The organism is Acinetobacter sp. TY1 (genome assembly GCF_048551395.1).
GTDB lineage: Bacteria > Pseudomonadota > Gammaproteobacteria > Pseudomonadales > Moraxellaceae > Acinetobacter.
Genome location: NZ_JBLYZK010000001.1, coordinates 192565 through 209928, shown reverse-complemented (window position 1 = coordinate 209928; position 17364 = coordinate 192565). Strand labels below are relative to the sequence as shown.

General features: G+C 38.4%; 16 protein-coding genes. 9 read left to right on the top strand and 7 right to left on the bottom strand.

Annotated elements, in window-relative coordinates:
* Positions 1-28: 28 nt before the first annotated feature.
* On the bottom strand, positions 29-907 hold the full coding sequence (gene murI, locus ACK2M2_RS00920; RefSeq protein ID WP_409509935.1) for a glutamate racemase: 879 nt from the start codon (positions 905-907) through the stop codon (positions 29-31).
* Positions 908-955: 48 nt separating this feature from the next.
* On the bottom strand, positions 956-1567 hold the full coding sequence (locus tag ACK2M2_RS00915) for a DUF1285 domain-containing protein (protein WP_419345835.1): 612 nt from the start codon (positions 1565-1567) through the stop codon (positions 956-958).
* Positions 1568-1781: 214 nt separating this feature from the next.
* On the opposite strand from ACK2M2_RS00915, the gene ACK2M2_RS00910 reads away from it, so the two are divergent.
* Complete coding sequence (locus ACK2M2_RS00910) at positions 1782-3494, top strand: electron transfer flavoprotein-ubiquinone oxidoreductase (protein WP_409509933.1); 1713 nt, start codon at positions 1782-1784, stop codon at positions 3492-3494.
* A 92-nt stretch (positions 3495-3586) separates the two neighbouring features.
* Here the strand turns inward: ACK2M2_RS00910 and tusA are convergent, their stop codons facing one another.
* On the bottom strand, positions 3587-3844 hold the full coding sequence (gene tusA / locus ACK2M2_RS00905; RefSeq protein WP_409509932.1) for a sulfurtransferase TusA: 258 nt from the start codon (positions 3842-3844) through the stop codon (positions 3587-3589).
* A 189-nt stretch (positions 3845-4033) separates the two neighbouring features.
* Between tusA and ACK2M2_RS00900 the strand changes: the two genes are divergently transcribed.
* Both ACK2M2_RS00900 and lnt read left to right on the top strand, forming a co-directional pair.
* Positions 4034-4873 (top strand): HlyC/CorC family transporter, encoded by an 840-nt coding sequence (locus ACK2M2_RS00900; protein WP_409509931.1) that lies wholly within the window; start codon positions 4034-4036, stop codon positions 4871-4873.
* Positions 4870-6435 (top strand): apolipoprotein N-acyltransferase, encoded by a 1566-nt coding sequence (lnt, locus tag ACK2M2_RS00895; protein WP_419345833.1) that lies wholly within the window; start codon positions 4870-4872, stop codon positions 6433-6435. Before ACK2M2_RS00900 ends, lnt begins: the two co-directional genes overlap by 4 nt.
* 87 nt (positions 6436-6522) lie before the next feature.
* Here lnt and ACK2M2_RS00890 read toward each other — a convergent pair whose 3' ends face one another.
* The 4 genes from ACK2M2_RS00890 to gspF all read right to left on the bottom strand — a co-directional run bounded on the left by ACK2M2_RS00890 (position 6523) and on the right by gspF (position 9500).
* Positions 6523-6861 carry a tRNA-binding protein gene (locus ACK2M2_RS00890; protein ID WP_419345832.1) on the bottom strand — a complete coding sequence of 113 codons (339 nt, stop codon included), beginning with the start codon at positions 6859-6861 and terminating at the stop codon, positions 6523-6525.
* A 182-nt stretch (positions 6862-7043) separates the two neighbouring features.
* A complete protein-coding gene (locus tag ACK2M2_RS00885; RefSeq protein WP_409509928.1) occupies positions 7044-7379 on the bottom strand; it encodes a hypothetical protein in 336 nt (111 codons plus the stop codon).
* Between the two features lie 437 nt (positions 7380-7816).
* Positions 7817-8254: a type II secretion system major pseudopilin GspG gene (gene gspG, locus ACK2M2_RS00880; protein WP_409509927.1), complete on the bottom strand. Its 438-nt coding sequence runs from the start codon at positions 8252-8254 to the stop codon at positions 7817-7819.
* A 40-nt stretch (positions 8255-8294) separates the two neighbouring features.
* The gene (gene gspF, locus ACK2M2_RS00875; RefSeq protein WP_419345831.1) at positions 8295-9500 is read right to left on the bottom strand and encodes a type II secretion system inner membrane protein GspF; all 1206 of its coding nucleotides are present in this window, start codon (positions 9498-9500) and stop codon (positions 8295-8297) included.
* 145 nt (positions 9501-9645) lie between these two features.
* Between gspF and ACK2M2_RS00870 the strand changes: the two genes are divergently transcribed.
* The 6 genes from ACK2M2_RS00870 (at position 9646) to ACK2M2_RS00845 (ending at position 17329) form a co-directional block, all read left to right on the top strand.
* Entirely contained in the window at positions 9646-11877 is a 2232-nt protein-coding gene (locus ACK2M2_RS00870) for a primosomal protein N' (RefSeq protein WP_419345830.1), read from the top strand.
* Between the two features lie 116 nt (positions 11878-11993).
* Complete coding sequence (locus ACK2M2_RS00865) at positions 11994-13901, top strand: monovalent cation:proton antiporter-2 (CPA2) family protein (RefSeq protein ID WP_409509924.1); 1908 nt, start codon at positions 11994-11996, stop codon at positions 13899-13901.
* A gap of 147 nt (positions 13902-14048) precedes the next feature.
* On the top strand, positions 14049-14924 hold the full coding sequence (locus tag ACK2M2_RS00860; RefSeq protein ID WP_409509923.1) for an Hsp33 family molecular chaperone HslO: 876 nt from the start codon (positions 14049-14051) through the stop codon (positions 14922-14924).
* A 121-nt stretch (positions 14925-15045) separates the two neighbouring features.
* Positions 15046-15492 carry a DUF2147 domain-containing protein gene (locus tag ACK2M2_RS00855; protein WP_409509922.1) on the top strand — a complete coding sequence of 149 codons (447 nt, stop codon included), beginning with the start codon at positions 15046-15048 and terminating at the stop codon, positions 15490-15492.
* A gap of 264 nt (positions 15493-15756) precedes the next feature.
* Positions 15757-16194: a DUF2147 domain-containing protein gene (locus tag ACK2M2_RS00850; RefSeq protein ID WP_419345888.1), complete on the top strand. Its 438-nt coding sequence runs from the start codon at positions 15757-15759 to the stop codon at positions 16192-16194.
* A 184-nt stretch (positions 16195-16378) separates the two neighbouring features.
* Positions 16379-17329 carry a DnaJ C-terminal domain-containing protein gene (locus tag ACK2M2_RS00845; protein ID WP_419345829.1) on the top strand — a complete coding sequence of 317 codons (951 nt, stop codon included), beginning with the start codon at positions 16379-16381 and terminating at the stop codon, positions 17327-17329.
* Positions 17330-17364: the final 35 nt, after the last annotated feature.

Below are 17364 nucleotides of genomic sequence, written 5' to 3'. Positions count from 1 at the left end.
GTAAAAACAAACATATGGCCGAACTATTTTAGTTCAGTTTATCAACAATATTTTCAATTGACCACGTAATATTTTGTAAAATCATATGCCTAAGCACAGGTTGTAATACTGAGGCATTATTTCCACTCGTAAAACATCTTAATCTAATTTGATTATTTTGTAGCTTTTCTGATACTAAACTATTTTTAATTAAAATTCTTGAAGTTTGTCTTGCAACAGCATGTCCCGAATCAATCAAAGTGAATTGCTCAGGATACAACTGCTGAATTGTTTGTTTTAAAAATGGATAATGCGTACAACCTAAGACCAAATAGTCTGCGCCTTGATCAACTACAGGTTGTAGTATTTTTTTCAAACTATTAATACATGCTTCACTACTCTGCTCTCCTGCCTCAACAAAAGGAACTAAATCTAAGCAAGTGACAGGTAAAACTTGTACTCCCAAAGGCTCCGCAAAATGATGTACAACTTCTTTTATTAATTGACCACGAAATGTTGCAGGTGTTGCCAATACTGAAACAACCTTACTTTTACTCTGTAGAACCGCCGGTTTTAAGGCAGGTACTAAGCCGATGATTGGGAAATCATCGCCATAATGTGAACGCAAATAATCTAGGCTAAATGCTGAGGCGGTATTACATGCCACAACCGCAACTTTACAACCTTGTCGATAGAGCCATTCAATTGCATGCGCAGTCAGTTCACGAATATTTTGATCCGTCCGTGGGCCATACGGTACATGTGCTGTATCTGCATAATACAAAATACGTTCATTTGGCAGATATGTCGCAATCTCCTGAGCAACGGATAAGCCGCCTATTCCAGAATCAAAAATACCAATCGGTGCATCTGCTGAAGCCCGAGGCATTGGATTTTCTAAAGGATATAAAGGAAGAATAGCGCTCATTTGATCCACTGCATTTATGAGTCAACAATAATAAATTAAGCTTAAACCTCATGTGCCTAATTGCAAGTGCAAATCACCACTTTGTAACGATAATATAGCTTCACCTTGTTCATTTTCTAGTAGGCTTCCATATTCAACTAAATGAAAGAATGCATTGCGCTGAATTAAAGCATTGATGCCAAAACGAATATGTACATAAGGTCGAAGTTCACCTTGATACTCACGCATAAAAATTGGATGCTCAGCATCAACTATAACAATGTCTTGATTGGTTGTCGTAACTTGTAAATACCTCTGTCCTTCAAGCTCAACTTGATCGACTTGATTAACCAACAAAGGCTCGTCTTCAACCTCAATTTCAATTTGCTCAATAGGCGTCTTTAAATAGAATTTTCCATCTTCTTTCCAAAGTACTTTGGTGAATAAGTCTAGTAAAGGCTGACGCTTGATCAATTGACCTTCGTGCCACCACTCTCCATTGGCTTTTACCCTCAAATCCATTTTGCCACAATGCTTTGGCTTCCAGTCTGCTATAGGCGGTATTGACCTTTTGTGACTGACGTGTACATCTTTTAAGTATTGTGCAATGTTCGTTAAATTTTTATGATCAGAATCAGACTGATATTGCGCTTCTGAGCTTGAATTATTTTGATTTACCATGGTTTATACCTTGCTGACTTAAAAATAATACGACTCAGCCAATTGGCTAGATCAAGGTTTATAACTATACTAGCGCAAAATATATGAATGATATGAATATATATTCATATCAGTGAAATTTAGAACACTCACGGCAGCACCGATTTATTGTTTTTCAACTTAATAATCAATAAATGCATACGGTTGCCACCCCTTGAAATATGAGGAGTCCTACATGGAACACATCGAACGTGAAGCGATGGAGTTTGACGTAGTCATCGTAGGCGCAGGCCCTGCAGGTCTTTCTGCTGCGATTAAAATTCGTCAATTGGCTATTGAAAACAATCTTCCAGACCTTTCTGTCTGTGTGGTTGAAAAAGGCTCTGAAGTTGGTGCGCATATCCTTTCTGGTGCTGTACTTGAACCTCGTGCAATCAATGAACTTTTCCCAAATTGGAAAGAAGAAGGTGCACCTTTAAATGTGCCTGTGACTGAAGACAAGACTTATTTCTTAATGTCTGCTGAAAAGTCACAAGAAGCGCCACATTGGATGGTGCCTAAAACGATGCATAATGACGGTAACTATGTTATTTCATTGGGTAATGTTGTTCGTTGGTTAGGTACGAAAGCTGAAGAATTAGAAGTCTCTATCTTCCCTGGTTTTGCTGCATCTGAGATCCTTTATCATGCGGACGGTTCTGTAAAAGGCATCCAAACAGGTGATATGGGTATTGGCAAAGATGGCGAACCTACGCATAACTTTACACCAGGTTACGAACTTCATGCGAAATACACCATTTTTGCTGAAGGTTGCCGTGGTCACTTAGGTAAACGCCTACTTGCTAAATTTGATTTAGACAAAGATGCTGATCCGCAACATTACGGTATTGGTATTAAAGAACTTTGGGAAATAGATCCTGCAAAACATAAACCTGGTTTAGTGATGCATGGTTCAGGCTGGCCTTTAACTGAAACGGGTTCTTCAGGTGGTTGGTGGTTATATCACGCTGAAAATAACCAAGTGACTTTGGGTATGATCACGGATTTATCTTATGAAAATCCAAACATGTATCCATTTGCAGAAATGCAACGTTGGAAAACACATCCGCTGATCAAGCAATATCTTGAAGGTGGTAAACGTATTTCTTATGGCGCACGTGCAGTGGTAAAAGGTGGTTTAAACTCTTTACCTAAATTGACGTTCCCTGGTGGTTGCTTGATTGGTGATGATGCAGGTTTCTTAAACTTTGCAAAAATCAAAGGCTCTCACACTGCAATGAAATCAGGCATGCTATGTGGTGAAGCTGTATTTGAAGCAATTGCTGCTGGTGTAGAAAAAGGTGGTGATTTAGCTGTTGCTCGTGTCACTGAAGGCGAAGATCTCTTTGCTAAAGAATTGACTGCGTACACAGACAAATTCAACAATAGTTGGTTAAAAGAAGAGTTACACCGTTCACGTAACTTCGGCCCTGCAATGCACAAATTCGGTTTGTGGATGGGTGGTGCATTTAACTTTATCGATCAAAACATCTTTAAAGTGCCATTCACTTTGCATGATTTAGCACCTGATTTCAGCGTGTTGAAAACTGTAGATACTGCGACATTCAAACCGACCTATCCTAAAGCAGATGGTAAAATTACGTTTGACCGTTTGTCTTCGGTATTCGTCTCAAATACCGTACATGAAGAAAATCAGCCTGCGCATTTGAAATTGACTGATGCTTCTATTCCTGTAAACGTAAACTTACCAAAATGGGATGAGCCTGCTCAACGTTATTGCCCTGCTGGTGTTTATGAAATCATGGAAAATGATGATGGTTCTAAGCGTTTCCAAATTAACGCTGCAAACTGTGTACATTGTAAGACATGTGATATTAAAGACCCATCACAAAACATCACTTGGGTAACACCTGAAGGTGGTGGTGGTCCAAATTATCCTAACATGTAATCTTTATTGAGATAAAAATAAACCCGCTGAATGCGGGTTTATTAATTTCACTTCTGACTTTTTATTGATATTGAGTCAATATCAAAGACAATCTAGCCTTTCTGTACCAAATAATGAAATTCTTTATTACCCTGCTCATCTAGTTTTTCTTCTTGCAATAACAACTCATGTCCAAGATGCATACAAAATTTAGGAATATCCCAAGACGTTGAATTATCCGTTGCAAAAACTTCAACAATATCCCCTGATTGAGATTTACGAATTGCCTGATGCAACATCATCACAGGTTCAGGACAACGTAAACCACGTGTATTTAACTGAATGCTCGGTGCAGGCAATTGTTCAGACATCATCAAACTCAAACTTAATTTAGACTTTGTATATTTTAACACAAAGTCTATTTATGATGATCTGCTTATGATCTCAAGCACCAGGATGACGCAAGCATTCATCTTTCTCCTGTTTATTCGATAGACATCTGTATTTTCTTCGGTATGATAAAATTTACATTTTTGAAATAAGTATCTTCAGGAAAGATCATGCAAGACGAATCAGGCCCATCGTGGGGTATGCGCGGTTTACGTAAATGGTTAGGAACTGCGCCCGAAACCCGCGATGAACTGCTCAAATTGGTTCAGGATTCTCGTCGTTTTTTAGAACCTGATACTGTCGCAATGTTAGAAGGCGTATTAGACCTTCCTGCAACAAAAGTTCGTGAAGTGATGACACCACGCACATCTATGGTTAGCTTACAAGAAGATGACCAAATTCTTGATATTTTACATGTTTTAGTTGAATCAGCGCATTCACGTTTTCCAGTCTTTTCATCAGACCAACCAGACAATGTTGTTGGTATTTTACTTGCTAAAGATTTATTGCCATTTATGACTGATCCTTCAGTCAATGTCGACATTCGTAATTTAATGCGTCAACCGTTGTTTGTCCCTGAAAGTGCGCGTTCAGACCAACTGTTACGTATGTTAAAAAACACTCAAACGCATATTGCAATTGTGATTGACGAATATGGCACAACGTCAGGCTTAGTCACCTTAGAAGATATACTTGAAGAAATTGTCGGCGAAATTGAAGACGAACATGACAATGTCGATGAAGAAGCGCAATTTATTGTTCCTGACAATGACCATACCACGGCAAATACATGGATCGTTCAAGCACTTACACCAATTGAACACTTTAACACAGTTTTAGATGCAGACTTTTCTGACGATGAAGTAGAAACTGTCGGGGGATTATTGCTTCAGGAAATTGGATTGGTGAGTGATTTACAAGGACAAGTGATTGAACTTGAAGATTGGCAATTTACCATCATTGAAGCAGATGCCCGCACTATTCATCTGATTCGAGCTGTACGTAAATGAGAGCCTACTTTGACAAGCTGTTAAATTCTTCACAACAACAAAAACAGTTACCAATGATTTATCCCCTGATCATTTCATTGATCGCAGGTGCGGTGTTTAGTTTAGCACTAGCACCTTTTCATTGGTGGTGGCTTGCCATCTTGTCACCTGCTTTGCTCTATGCATGTTTGCATCAGCGTACACCAAAACAAGCCTTTGCGATTGGTCTAAGCTATGGCTTCGGCTTATGGTTTGTCGGTGCTTTTTGGCTATACACCTCTATTCATGTATATGGCGATACCAATGCATTCTTAAGTGTGTTGATGATTGCGATCATGGCATTGGTCATGGGTTTATTCAGTGCAGTTCAAACATGGTTTTACCGCCGTTTTTTCCCTGAAACCCCACTCACCTTTGCGCCAATTTGGGTTTTCTTTGAATGGGCTAAAACTTGGGTCTTTACAGGATTCCCTTGGCTCTTTGCAGGCTACGCCTTTACTGAACGCTTACTCGACAATTATGCGCCGCTGTTTGGTGTATTCGCCGTTTCATTTGTGGTGATTATTCTTGCATCTGCTTTGGTTGAGATTTTACGACGTAAATGGTTTTGGGCAATTCCTTCCGTACTGTTAATTTTAGGTGCTTGGGCTGCATCATCTATCCAATTTGTACAACCCAAAGCTGAAAAGCCATTATCGGTTTCATTGGTGCAAGGTAATATTCCACAAGATCTTAAATGGCTGACCGAATACCAAGTCAAAACAGTTCAAATTTATGTCAAACTCAGTCAAACGGAATGGGGACGTGATCTCATCGTTTGGCCTGAATCGTCTATTCCTATGTTTCAAACTGATGCGCCCGTACCTGAGCTCATTGAATACATGAAACAAATGGGGCAAAAACACAAAACTTCATGGGTTACAGGCATTCCATATTGGGACTTAAAAGAGTCAGAGCAAAATGGCTTCCCAATGTATTACAACAGCATGATGGCAATGGGAGATCAGGCTTCAGGTTTATATAAAAAACAACGTCTGGTACCATTTGGAGAATACATTCCTCTTTCAGGTTTACTCAGTTGGGTACTTCCTGCTTTGCAAAATGATCCCTCTATGAGTGGTTTCTCTCGTGGCAACAGCGATCAAAAACCTTTTAAAATTAAAGGACATAATCTTGCTGCCGCAGTTTGCTATGAAGTGGCATATCCTAATTTAACACGGCGTAATGCAGCACAAAGTGACTTCTTGGTGACCGTATCGAATGATGCATGGTTCACAGGCACCGCAGGTCCTTTACAACATCTGCAAATGGTACAAATGCGTGCCAAAGAAAATGGTCGTTGGTTTATTCGTGCTACCAATACAGGTGTAACTGCATTTATTGATCACAATGGTCATATTGTTAGTCGTGCGCCAATGGAAAAAGAAGCTGTACTACGTGGTGACTTACCTGCAATGCAAGGACATACTTGGTATACTCGTTTCAGTGATTGGCCGATTTTAGTATTCTCATTCTTATTACTTCTTTTAGGTTCATTCTATCGTCCTAAAGTGGTCGATGTTAGCTTTAAATCTAGACGCTAATAAAATTAAATTCTTTAAAAAAAACAAAGCAATGCTTTGTTTTTTTTTATACTTAAAATATGACAAAGCTTTCAATAGCTCTCAATCCTACAGTAGTTTCGTGCCTAAGGGGACTATCGTATCGGGCACACATAATACAACATGCCCATCTTGATTATGAAAACTCGTAACTAAACATTCTGATTGAATCGATCCAATTTGTTTTTTTGGAAAATTTATCACAGCAACGACTTGCTTACCGATTAAATCATCAAGTTGATAAAAGTCCGTAATTTGCGCACTTGATTTTTTGACCCCAATATCTTCACCAAAATATATATGTAAAATATAAGCAGGCTTACGCGCTTTTGCAAAAACTTCTGCTGAAATAATTTCCCCGACTCGTAACTCTACTTTTAAAAAATCATCCCACTCTATATTTTGCATTATTTTTCGACCTTTTCATCTACCTGTTTTTTATACTATAAGGTGAGTACTCAATAAAATCCTGAATGAAAAATGACAAACAATCCCACAAAAAAGACAGTTTTTATTTTTCTAAATTTTAAACTCTTAGAATCAAAAAAGCCGAGATATTGCTCGGCTTTTGGCATCTTCCATCGAAAAGATTATAATTGTACAGCCAAATAAGAAACCATCACCGCAAGAAAAAGCATCGGAATATGGCGGTATAAATGAATAGAATATTGTTCTATTTTAGAGCTTAACTTTGTTTGAAGTTGCACGCTCATCATATTCAAGGCGCTATAAAAACTTAAAATCGCTAATGCACTAAATACGCTGACTGCCATAAATCCAATCATGATTTGGCTACTTGCATCTGCACCGTGTAACAGGTTTAAAAAGACCTGACTCACAGGCAATAAACTTAAGATTAAGAGTACAGATTTCAGCATTGACCAATGAAAAATGCTGATTTCATCTGATAATATTAATGCTTTCATCATATTCTCCCTGCCAAAGTGACTGTATTAATACTATTATGCAAGCTTTAAATTAAATAAAAAGTCTATTTTTATCCATACTTTAAGTTTCTTGTAACTATTAGCTATGGGAATAATTCTTATTATAACTATCAAATAACAATGTTTTAAATTTTATATATTTTTCAGAACTTTAGGATTATTTTGTGAATTAAGAAAGATTATCACTTCACTCTGCATTGATTTACTCAATTAAGCCAAGTGATAAATATTCTCTTATTTTTAAAATCAGTCCCTCTGCTATTAGGAGAAGGTTAGGAAAATGTTTTTATTTAAAATACTCACATCTTCTTACTGAGCTTAATCTTCACCCTGAGTTATATATCGTACAAAAGGAGAAACTTAAAATTTAAATGAACTTAATATTCAAGTTTTTCCTTTTACACAAACTCTAATTATTACGGCTGATAATAAATATCAGCATCATTTCCTTCGCCACCTTGTTTACCGTCAGCGCCAAAAGAATATAAATCGAAAGTACGTCCTTCAGAACCTGGGATGACATATTGCAAATCATTTTCCCAACTGTCTTTTGGATATTTTCCACCTTTAATATAACCGCCTTGCACCCAATTTTTCGCTGTTGCAGGCTGAGTAATCAAGGCTTCTAAACCGCCTTCTTGCGAATTTGGATAATGCCCATTGTCCAATTTATATTGATCTAGTGAACCAGCAATATTTTGTAATGCAATTTTTGTGGTATCGACTTTGGCTTTTTCACCACGACCCATTACGTTTGGCACAATCAATGCCGCAAGCACACCCAAAATAACAATTACAACCATGACTTCAATTAATGTAAAACCTGATTGTCTATGTGACACTTTCCGTTGCATTCAAATTCTCTCTTACACAATTCATTATAGGAATAGTTGGCTAAATCATATTATTCATATTGACGATTGGCAACATTACTGCAATCACAATCACCAAAACAATACCTGCCATAAACACGAGCATCAATGGCTCAAGCAATGCCAATAATGTTGAAATAAATGTGGTCACTTCACGATCTTGCATCACCGAGGCTTTATCGAGCATACGGTCTAGTTCACCTGAAACCTCACCACTTTTAATCATCTGTACCATCATTGGTGGGAAATAACCACAACGCTCAAGCTGTGTAGCCAAATTTCCGCCTTCTGTGACTTTTTCTGCTGCCAAATTGACGGCATCTCGAATAATCCAATTACTACTCACCGCAGCACCAATTTTTAAAGCATCAACCAAAGGTACACCTGAGCGTGTCAAAATAGACAAGGTACTTGCAAAGCGTGCAGCATTTATACCACGCGATAATTTACCAAATAATGGCAATTTGAGTGTTAAACGATCAAAGGTATAATGCCCTGCTGAAGTTCGTAGGAAACGCACCAATACAAATAGTCCAACAACTGAACCAACAATCAGAAATGGCCATGCTGCTCGAATGAATGCGCTGGTTTTCATCATCGCCACCGTAATCCACGGCAATGCTTGTTTACTTTGATCAAAGGTTTTGACAATGTCAGGCACGACATAAGTCATTAAGCCCATAATAATACCGAAAGACATCAGCATCAAAATAATCGGATAAATCATTGCACCCTGAATTTTTTTTTGCATGGCATAGCTATTTTCAGTGTAATCGGCAAGCTGATCTAAAATCAGATCCAAATGCCCTGAACGCTCGCCTGCGGCAATGGTTGCCAAATACAAATCAGGAAAACGTCCAATTTGTTGCATCGCCTGTGCGAGTGAATGTCCTTCTAAAACCTTTGATCGAACGGACAATAATAAATTTTGTACGTGAACTTTTTCACTTTGCTTAGCGACCGCTCGTAAAGCTTCTTCAAGTGGAATAGACGCTGCCACAAGAACAGATAACTGACGTGTCATTAATGCAAGATCATAAGCAGAAAATTTTTTTTGAAAAAAACCTGATGTTTTATTCTTATCTTTCTGTTCGACAGCCTCTACACTGACAGGAATCCACTCCTTATCACGAAGTTGCTGACGAATTTGACGTGCGGAATCGCCTTCCAACACACCTTTTTGCTGCTTGCCTGCAGCATCCATGGCAGTAAATTGATATGCGGGCATTACAATGCTCTAATTTTCCAAAAATGTAGGTCTAGCTGTTGCACTTGACCCTTAAAATCATTCATATTTGTATATAAATAACAGTTACACTCTAACATAAGCCCCAGCTGATCACTAAATATTTAAATAGGTACAATCGAAATTTATGCCGCAGTCACGCTCTGATTTTACATCACCCATTTACCGTGTTCGAGTCGCTGTTCCGGTCTATTTACATGACTGTTTCGATTATCAAGTTACAGCTGATCAATATGATCAAGCTCAAATTGGGGCACGTGTAGCAGTATCTTTTGGTCGTCAACAACTCACAGGTATCATTACCGAAAAACTGCCCTTAGATACACCAATTAATCCCGCATTTAAACTCAAAATGATTACTGAGTTACTCGATGATCAGGCATTACTAAATGCGCCTATGCTAAAGCTTTTGACATGGTCAGCGCAGTATTACCAATTTCCGATTGGTGAGGTGATGCATGCCGCTTTACCTGCTATTTTACGCCAAGGTAAACCCTATAATTTACTTACACGTAATTGGAAAGTGACCGATTTAGAGGCTGAAAATAAATTATCTAAAAATGCCATTAAACAACGTGAAGCCTTTAAAATCTTAAAGTTGCATCCTAAAGGCACACTCGAAAATATTTTAAATTTAAGTGGGATTGAAACTACAACGCTCAAAGCCCTTGAGAAAAAAGGCTTTGTACAATGTATACTTGAAGCACAAGACTTTACCCCAGAACCTGTACAACTTTCGCAAATGCCACTCACAGCGAATGATGAGCAAAAGAAAGCCATTCATCGTATTTTAAAAGCTCACAATAAATATCAAGCTTTTCTACTTGATGGCTTAACAGGCAGTGGTAAAACTGAAGTTTATTTACAAATCATGCACAAGGTTTTAGAGCAAGGTAAACAGGTTTTGGTACTTGTGCCTGAAATCGGACTGACTCCGCAAACCATTAGCCGTTTCCAATCTCGTTTTCATTGTAATATCGCCTTGCTACACTCAGGTTTAAATGACACTAAACGCCTACAAGCATGGCAATATGCACAAACAGGTAAAGCCTCAATTATTTTAGGCACACGCTCTGCGATTTACACCCCAATTGCTAATTTGGGTTTAATTATTTTAGATGAAGAACACGACCTTTCGTTTAAACAACAAGAAGGCTTTCGCTATCATGCCCGTGATGTGGCTTTGTACCGTGGCTATTTAGAAAATTGCCCTGTTGTTTTAGGCTCTGCCACGCCAAGTATTGAGTGCTATCATCTTGCTGAGCAAAACAAACTCACGCGTTTAGAACTCAATCAGCGTGCTGGAAATGCCGTGATGCCAAAAATGCATTTGATTGATTTAAAAATTGCGAAAAAGCAACATGGCATCAGTGAGCAACTTATTTCAGAAATAAAGAAGCGCTTAGAGAAAAAAGAGCAAGTACTTATTTTTCTCAATCGCCGTGGCTATGCCCCTGTTGTGCTGTGCGAAAGCTGTGCGTGGCAAGCCAATTGCCCGCATTGTGATGCGCACTTTACCTTACACATGAAGCCTTATTCACATTTACATTGTCACCACTGCGGAACCATTAATCGTGTGCCTGATGCGTGCCCACAGTGCAATCAAAAAAATCTCAAACCGATTGGTTTAGGTACAGCAAAACTTGAAGAAGGTTTAAATGAACTGTTCCCCGATTTCCCTGTACTACGTGTTGACCGTGACTCCACCAGTAAAGTCGGGAGTTGGCAAAAAATTTACGACCAAATTCAAAAAAGTGAACCGACGATTTTACTTGGTACACAAATGCTCGCCAAAGGACACCATTTTCCCTATGTCACCTTAGTGGCTATTTTAGATATTGATGGCGGTCTACTCAGTGTTGATTTTCGTGCCCCTGAACGTACAGCACAACTGATTACTCAAGTATCAGGTCGCTCAGGTCGTGGCGATAAAAAAGGTGATGTTTATTTACAAACGTTAAGACCCGATCACCCCATGCTCAATTTATTACTCGAAAAAGATTATCGAGCATTCGCCAAACAGACTTTAAGTGATCGACAATTGGCACTCCTACCACCCTGTCGTTATGCCATTTTAATCCGTTGTGAATCTCGCAGTCAGGATGAAAATCAAAACTTTCTGAGTACGATGGCACAACAACTTCGACAGCAATCTGAAGAAGGTTTAATTGATATTTGGGGACCAATTCCTGCTCCAATGGAACGTAAAGCAGGACGTTTTCAAGCACATATGGTGCTACTCTCAATGCATCGGGCGAAACTACATTTTTATGTGCAACCATGGTGGCAACACCTTTTACACATTAAATCATCAACAATGAAAATTACCATTGATGTCGATCCGCAAGAGTTCAGCTAATTTTTTATGTTTAATTTGTAAAAATACAGCTTATTTTCTCCATAAATTAAATATGGTCTGAATTATTTTCAGGCTACAATCCTTCTTAATTTAAAAATAATATCAGGACACACTGCATGTCTTTGTTACTGCAAATTACGCTATTTCTTGGCGCTGCCTTGATCTTTGTTCCACTTGGTAAAAAACTTGGAATTGCCACCGTTCTAGGCTATCTCTTTACAGGTATTCTCCTTGGTCCAAACGTACTGAATATTGCCAATGATCCTGAATCAATTATGGAACTCGCTGAATTTGGTGTAATTCTATTGATGTTCCTCATTGGACTGGAGCTACGACCACAACGTCTATGGGAAATGCGTCAATCCATTTTTATCACGGGAACCTTGCAAGTGGTTGCAACAGGACTTGTACTGATGGGTACGGTCTTTTTGTTGTTTCAGCAATCGCTCTCTGCTAGTTTTGTCATTGGCTTTGCACTCGCTTTGTCATCAACAGCATTTGTCTTGCAATTACTCAATGAAAAACAACAACTCAATACCACATATGGTCAGCAAGCATTTTCAATTTTACTGTTCCAAGATATTGCGGCCATTCCATTACTTGCTGTCATTCCAATGCTTGCGGGTGCAAATGGTAACAGCACCCATCATGGTATCGCTTACTTTGCCTTAATTATTGCGGCATTTAGTGGATTATTCCTATTTAGTCGTTACATCATGCGCCCTTTTTTCCGTTTTGTTGCCAAAAGCGGTGCGACTGAACTCATCACCGCCGCAGGTTTATTTATTGTTCTAGGTGTCGTTTTATTGATGGATACCATTGGTATCAGCACAACACTCGGCGCATTTCTAACAGGCGTTTTACTTGCCGATTCAGAATTCCGTCACGAACTTGAAGCAAGCGTTGCTCCCTTCAAAGGCTTACTACTCGGTTTATTTTTTATGACTGTGGGCATGACGACTGAAATTTCATTATTAGTCGAACATCCATTGCTAATTATTGGTGGGGCAGCTTTACTGATTCTGATCAAAGCCATCGTAATGACCGGCATTGCACGCTATAAGAAGTACAATTGGAACACAAGTCTCATGATCGGAGCATGTTTGGCACAAGGTGGGGAGTTTGCCTTTGTGGTACTAAATGTAGCTCGGAGTGAAAAAGTTCTAACGACTGCTATTACTGAACCTGCAATACTGATTGTGACAATTTCGATGGTACTGACACCCATTGTCTTTTGGCTCGTTTCCGACAAAATTGTGCCTTATCTCAATAAAAATAATACACCTAAATATGATGAAATCCCCAACAGTCATCCTCTAATGATTATTGCCGGTTTTGGTCGAGTTGGACAAATCGTGGCACGTTTGGCACATATGCAACACTTCCCTTTTACCGCCATTGATAACAACCTACAACGCATTGATTTTGTCAGACGTTATAGTGGTACATTATATTATGGTGATGTTACACAACCAGACCTACTACGTTCAGCAGGGATCGAACACGCTAAAGTTTTTGTTTTAGCCATTGATGATGTAGAAGACAGTATCAATGTCGTGCGTCATATCAGCTTAAATTATCCAAATCTAACGTTATTGGTTCGTGCTCGTGATCGCTATCACATGCATTTACTACGTGATTTAGGCGTAAAGCATATTTGGCGTGAAACTTATCTAACCTCACTCGGTATGGGATATCGTGCACTCTGTGAATTGGGCATCAGTAAAGAAGCCGCGTATGACAGCGTTGAATTATTCCGTAATTACGATGAAGAATTACTTTCACGCCAACAACGTATTTATACAGATGAACAAAAAGTCTTTGAAAGTTATCGTGATTTTCTTTCTGAACTTGAACATTTATTTGAAAGCGATGCACAAGCCTCACAACTTGATCATGAAAAATTTGAAGACAATGTCGATTTAGATGAGTCAGGTTTAGAACGTAAACCCCCTGAACATTATCAAAAAGATCGTATTGACGTGACCCGTGAAACTGAAGAAAAACGCAATAATCTGAATTAATTCAATTTAAATATTGAAATGGGGTTCGGCGAAGTATTTTGCTGAACCTCATTTTTATATGCACAGATTTTCACTGCAATTTCCTCTATTATGGAGGCTTGTGATTTATAATATCGCCACCATCTAAACAGGGATTTGGAGAATTTTATGACTGATTTACGTCAACGTTTTTATATTGATGATAGCCCTGTGCGTGGTGAAGTTGTTCACTTAGAAGAGGCTTTACAAACCATCCTTGCACAGCGTGATTATGCCCCTGCCGTTCAAGTATTATTGGGTGAAATGCTCAGTGCAATTGCCTTACTAGCAAGTACTTTGAAAATCAAAGGTCGTGTAAGCTTACAAATTCAAGCGCAAGGGACGTTTAAATGGGCGATGGCTGAATGCAGCCACTTGGGCGAAGTTCGTGCACTCGCTGACTATGAAGAAGATCTTCGTTTTATGCAGGGTGATACAAGTCAGACTGTTCTATCATCACTCATGAATCCTGTATTATTCATCAATATTGATCCTGAACACGGTGAGCGTTATCAAGGAATTGTGGCCTTAGACAAACCGACTTTGGCTGAATGCTTGGTTCAATATTACGATTTATCTGCGCAAATTCCGACTCGTATTGTTTTAGGCAGTACTGCACAACGTGCAGGTGGTTTACTCATTCAATTGTTACCGCGCAACAATGAAGAAGAGCAACAGCAAATTGATGAAGATATTTGGCCGCGTTTAAAACTACTCACTGAAACGCTTAAAATTGCAGAATTAACTGACTTAAGTGCAGAAGAAATTTTATATCGTTTATATAACGAAGAAGAAGTTCGTTTGCCTGGCGTTGAAAAACTACAATTTAGTTGTACCTGTTCACATGATAAATGTGCAAATGCACTGATTCAAATTGGACTCGATGCTGTGAAAGAAACACTTGAACATCAAAACCCAATTGAAATGGATTGTCAGTTCTGTAATGCAAAGTATTCGTTCACTGCCAAAGAGTCTTTAAGCTTATTTGGTGAGCATTTAAGCTAATCTAAACAATTACTTATAGATATTTTTCTCAAAAGAAACATTGCATTCCCCCAAAAAAGAGTGATCCTGTAATCACTCTTTTTTATTAAAAATGAATAAAAGACAAAAAATGGGGAAAATAATGAAACAAATTTACGCACTACTTATTAGCTCACTTTTTTTCAGCTCTGCTTTTGCATCAGATTTAGCTGGAAAATGGAAAACCGTAGATGATAAAACAGGTTTTTCACGTGCTGATGTGATGATCACAAAAAATGCCGATGGTACTTATAATGGAAAAATTATCACGATTCGTCCACTACCCGACAAACCACTTGAACCACGCTGTGTGAATTGTAAAGGCAGCCTAAAAAATGTACCGCTTGTAGGCTTACAGATTTTAACTGGCTTTAAAGCCAATCCTAAAACACCGAATGAATTTACCAATGGCACTGTACTTGATCCACTATCAGGTAATGTCTATAACGGCAAAGCCAAAATTACACCAAGAGGCAATCGTTTAACCATGCGTGGATATATTGGTGTGTCTTTACTTGGTCGTTCAGCAACATGGATTCGTATCGATTAATATATAGGCTTAGATATTCATCATCAAAAGCGCTTCGGCGCTTTTTTATAGCGGTCAACCAACTTTGAGTCAGCCGATCATGTGAAATATAAAAATAATTCCAAATAGTCAATCACTTTGACTTTTGATAATTTTATGTGATGTTTTAACTTATTATTTTTAAACATAAAATTGAAAAACATTCCTTTGTTGTTATAAAATTAGACTTTTTACTCTAATCTTATTTCATCAGGGAAATATGAAATGATTATACGAAATATCATAATGGCGAGCTTACTCACTTCTCTTTCAACATGGGCACTTGCAGAAACCGAAGACCTAATAATTGGCAAGTGGAAAACCATTGATGACCGTACTGGCTACTCACGTGCAGATGTCGTCGTGAAAAAGAATAGTGATGGCACATACACAGGTACAATTGTTGAAACTCGTACCGTACCAGGTCGACCAAAAATGGAAACCTGTACCAAATGTCCTGGTCATCTAAAAAATAAACCCTATATTGGCTTACCCTTTATTTATGGTTTCAAACAAAATCCAGATAATCCTTATGAATATATGGATGGTAAAATTCTCGATCCAATTGGTGGAAAAATATATAAAGGCAAAGCACGTATTGCTACAAATGGTAAGCATATGACCTTACGTGGCTATGTCGGTGTGTCAGTTATTGGTCGTAGTGTGACTTGGATCAAATATTAAACTTTATTCGAATTTCTCTTACCATAATTTATGTTATGCCCTGTTCATCAGGGCATTTTTGTTGTCATTATTAATCACCATCACTTAATTAAACTTTGAAACAATTTATTAACGTTTTAGCACTATTTTCTTCTGCAAAAATCGCTTAAAACTTAAATAAATCAAAACAATCTATGGTGTAACGATGGCCGAAAATTTTTATGATGCATTAGGAGTAAAACGTGATGCGACGCCTGATGAAATAAAAAAAGCGTATCGTAAACTTGCCCGTAAATATCATCCTGATGTCAGCAAAGAAAAGAATGCTGAAGAGAAAATGCAGGCGATTAATGTCGCTTATGACACACTCAGCAATGAAGAAAAGAAAAAACAATATGACTTTGAACTTGATCATCCACAAGGATTTGCTCAAGGGGGCAATCAAGGCTTTGATGGTGCGCAGTTCTATCGACAAGGTAGTACTTCGGGCTCACAAGATTTTAGTGGCTTTGAAGATTTATTTGGACGTTTTGGTGGTGGCTTTGGTGGTGGACGACAACAAGAATATAGTCAACGAGGCAATTATCAACAACGAAGCTATCGTGGCGAAGATCAACATGCATCGATAGAAGTTGACCCTACTGTTGCCTATGAAGGCTCAACACAACATATTTCACTGCAAATTCCTACCTATAATGTTTATGGTGAACCAGAAGTTCAACGTAAGACTTTGGAAGTTAAAATTCCAAAAGGCATGAAAGCTGGTCAACAAATTCGACTATCCGGACAGGGGCAAGCGGGCAGTAATGGTGGTGAAAATGGCGACCTCTATATTGAAATTCAATATCGTCATACTGACAAGTTACGTGTTGAAGGCGCAGATGTCTATTACACTGTGGATATTGCACCATGGGAAGCGGCATTAGGGCAAGCCATTGAACTGAATACCCCTGCGGGTACAGTCAAAGTGAATATTCCAAAGAATGCACGTAACCAACAACAATTGCGCTTAAAAGATAAAGGTATTCCAGCCAAAGTCCCAGGTCATTTATATCTCGTTTTAAATATTGTTCAACCTCTAGCAAATAGTGAAGCTGAACAACAAGCGTATCAAGATTTTGCACAAGCATTTTCAGACTTTAATCCACGTACATAAATATCGCTTGAAAACGAAATTTAAGATATATAGCC

Bases quoted from the DNA above. Each gene is read 5' to 3' on its own strand.
- ACK2M2_RS00885 (WP_409509928.1), bottom strand. From the start codon at position 7,379: ATGAAAGCATTAATATTATCAGATGAAATCAGCATTTTTCATTGGTCA.
- ACK2M2_RS00900 (WP_409509931.1), top strand. From the start codon at position 4,034: ATGCAAGACGAATCAGGCCCATCGTGGGGTATGCGCGGTTTACGTAAA.
- tusA (WP_409509932.1), bottom strand. From the start codon at position 3,844: ATGTCTGAACAATTGCCTGCACCGAGCATTCAGTTAAATACACGTGGT.
- ACK2M2_RS00855 (WP_409509922.1), top strand. From the start codon at position 15,046: ATGAAACAAATTTACGCACTACTTATTAGCTCACTTTTTTTCAGCTCT.
- ACK2M2_RS00870 (WP_419345830.1), top strand. From the start codon at position 9,646: ATGCCGCAGTCACGCTCTGATTTTACATCACCCATTTACCGTGTTCGA.
- gspF (WP_419345831.1), bottom strand. From the start codon at position 9,500: ATGCCCGCATATCAATTTACTGCCATGGATGCTGCAGGCAAGCAGCAA.
- ACK2M2_RS00860 (WP_409509923.1), top strand. From the start codon at position 14,049: ATGACTGATTTACGTCAACGTTTTTATATTGATGATAGCCCTGTGCGT.
- ACK2M2_RS00890 (WP_419345832.1), bottom strand. From the start codon at position 6,861: ATGCAAAATATAGAGTGGGATGATTTTTTAAAAGTAGAGTTACGAGTC.
- gspG (WP_409509927.1), bottom strand. From the start codon at position 8,254: ATGCAACGGAAAGTGTCACATAGACAATCAGGTTTTACATTAATTGAA.
- murI (WP_409509935.1), bottom strand. From the start codon at position 907: ATGAGCGCTATTCTTCCTTTATATCCTTTAGAAAATCCAATGCCTCGG.
- ACK2M2_RS00910 (WP_409509933.1), top strand. From the start codon at position 1,782: ATGGAACACATCGAACGTGAAGCGATGGAGTTTGACGTAGTCATCGTA.
- ACK2M2_RS00845 (WP_419345829.1), top strand. From the start codon at position 16,379: ATGGCCGAAAATTTTTATGATGCATTAGGAGTAAAACGTGATGCGACG.
- ACK2M2_RS00915 (WP_419345835.1), bottom strand. From the start codon at position 1,567: ATGGTAAATCAAAATAATTCAAGCTCAGAAGCGCAATATCAGTCTGAT.
- ACK2M2_RS00850 (WP_419345888.1), top strand. From the start codon at position 15,757: ATGGCGAGCTTACTCACTTCTCTTTCAACATGGGCACTTGCAGAAACC.
- lnt (WP_419345833.1), top strand. From the start codon at position 4,870: ATGAGAGCCTACTTTGACAAGCTGTTAAATTCTTCACAACAACAAAAA.
- ACK2M2_RS00865 (WP_409509924.1), top strand. From the start codon at position 11,994: ATGTCTTTGTTACTGCAAATTACGCTATTTCTTGGCGCTGCCTTGATC.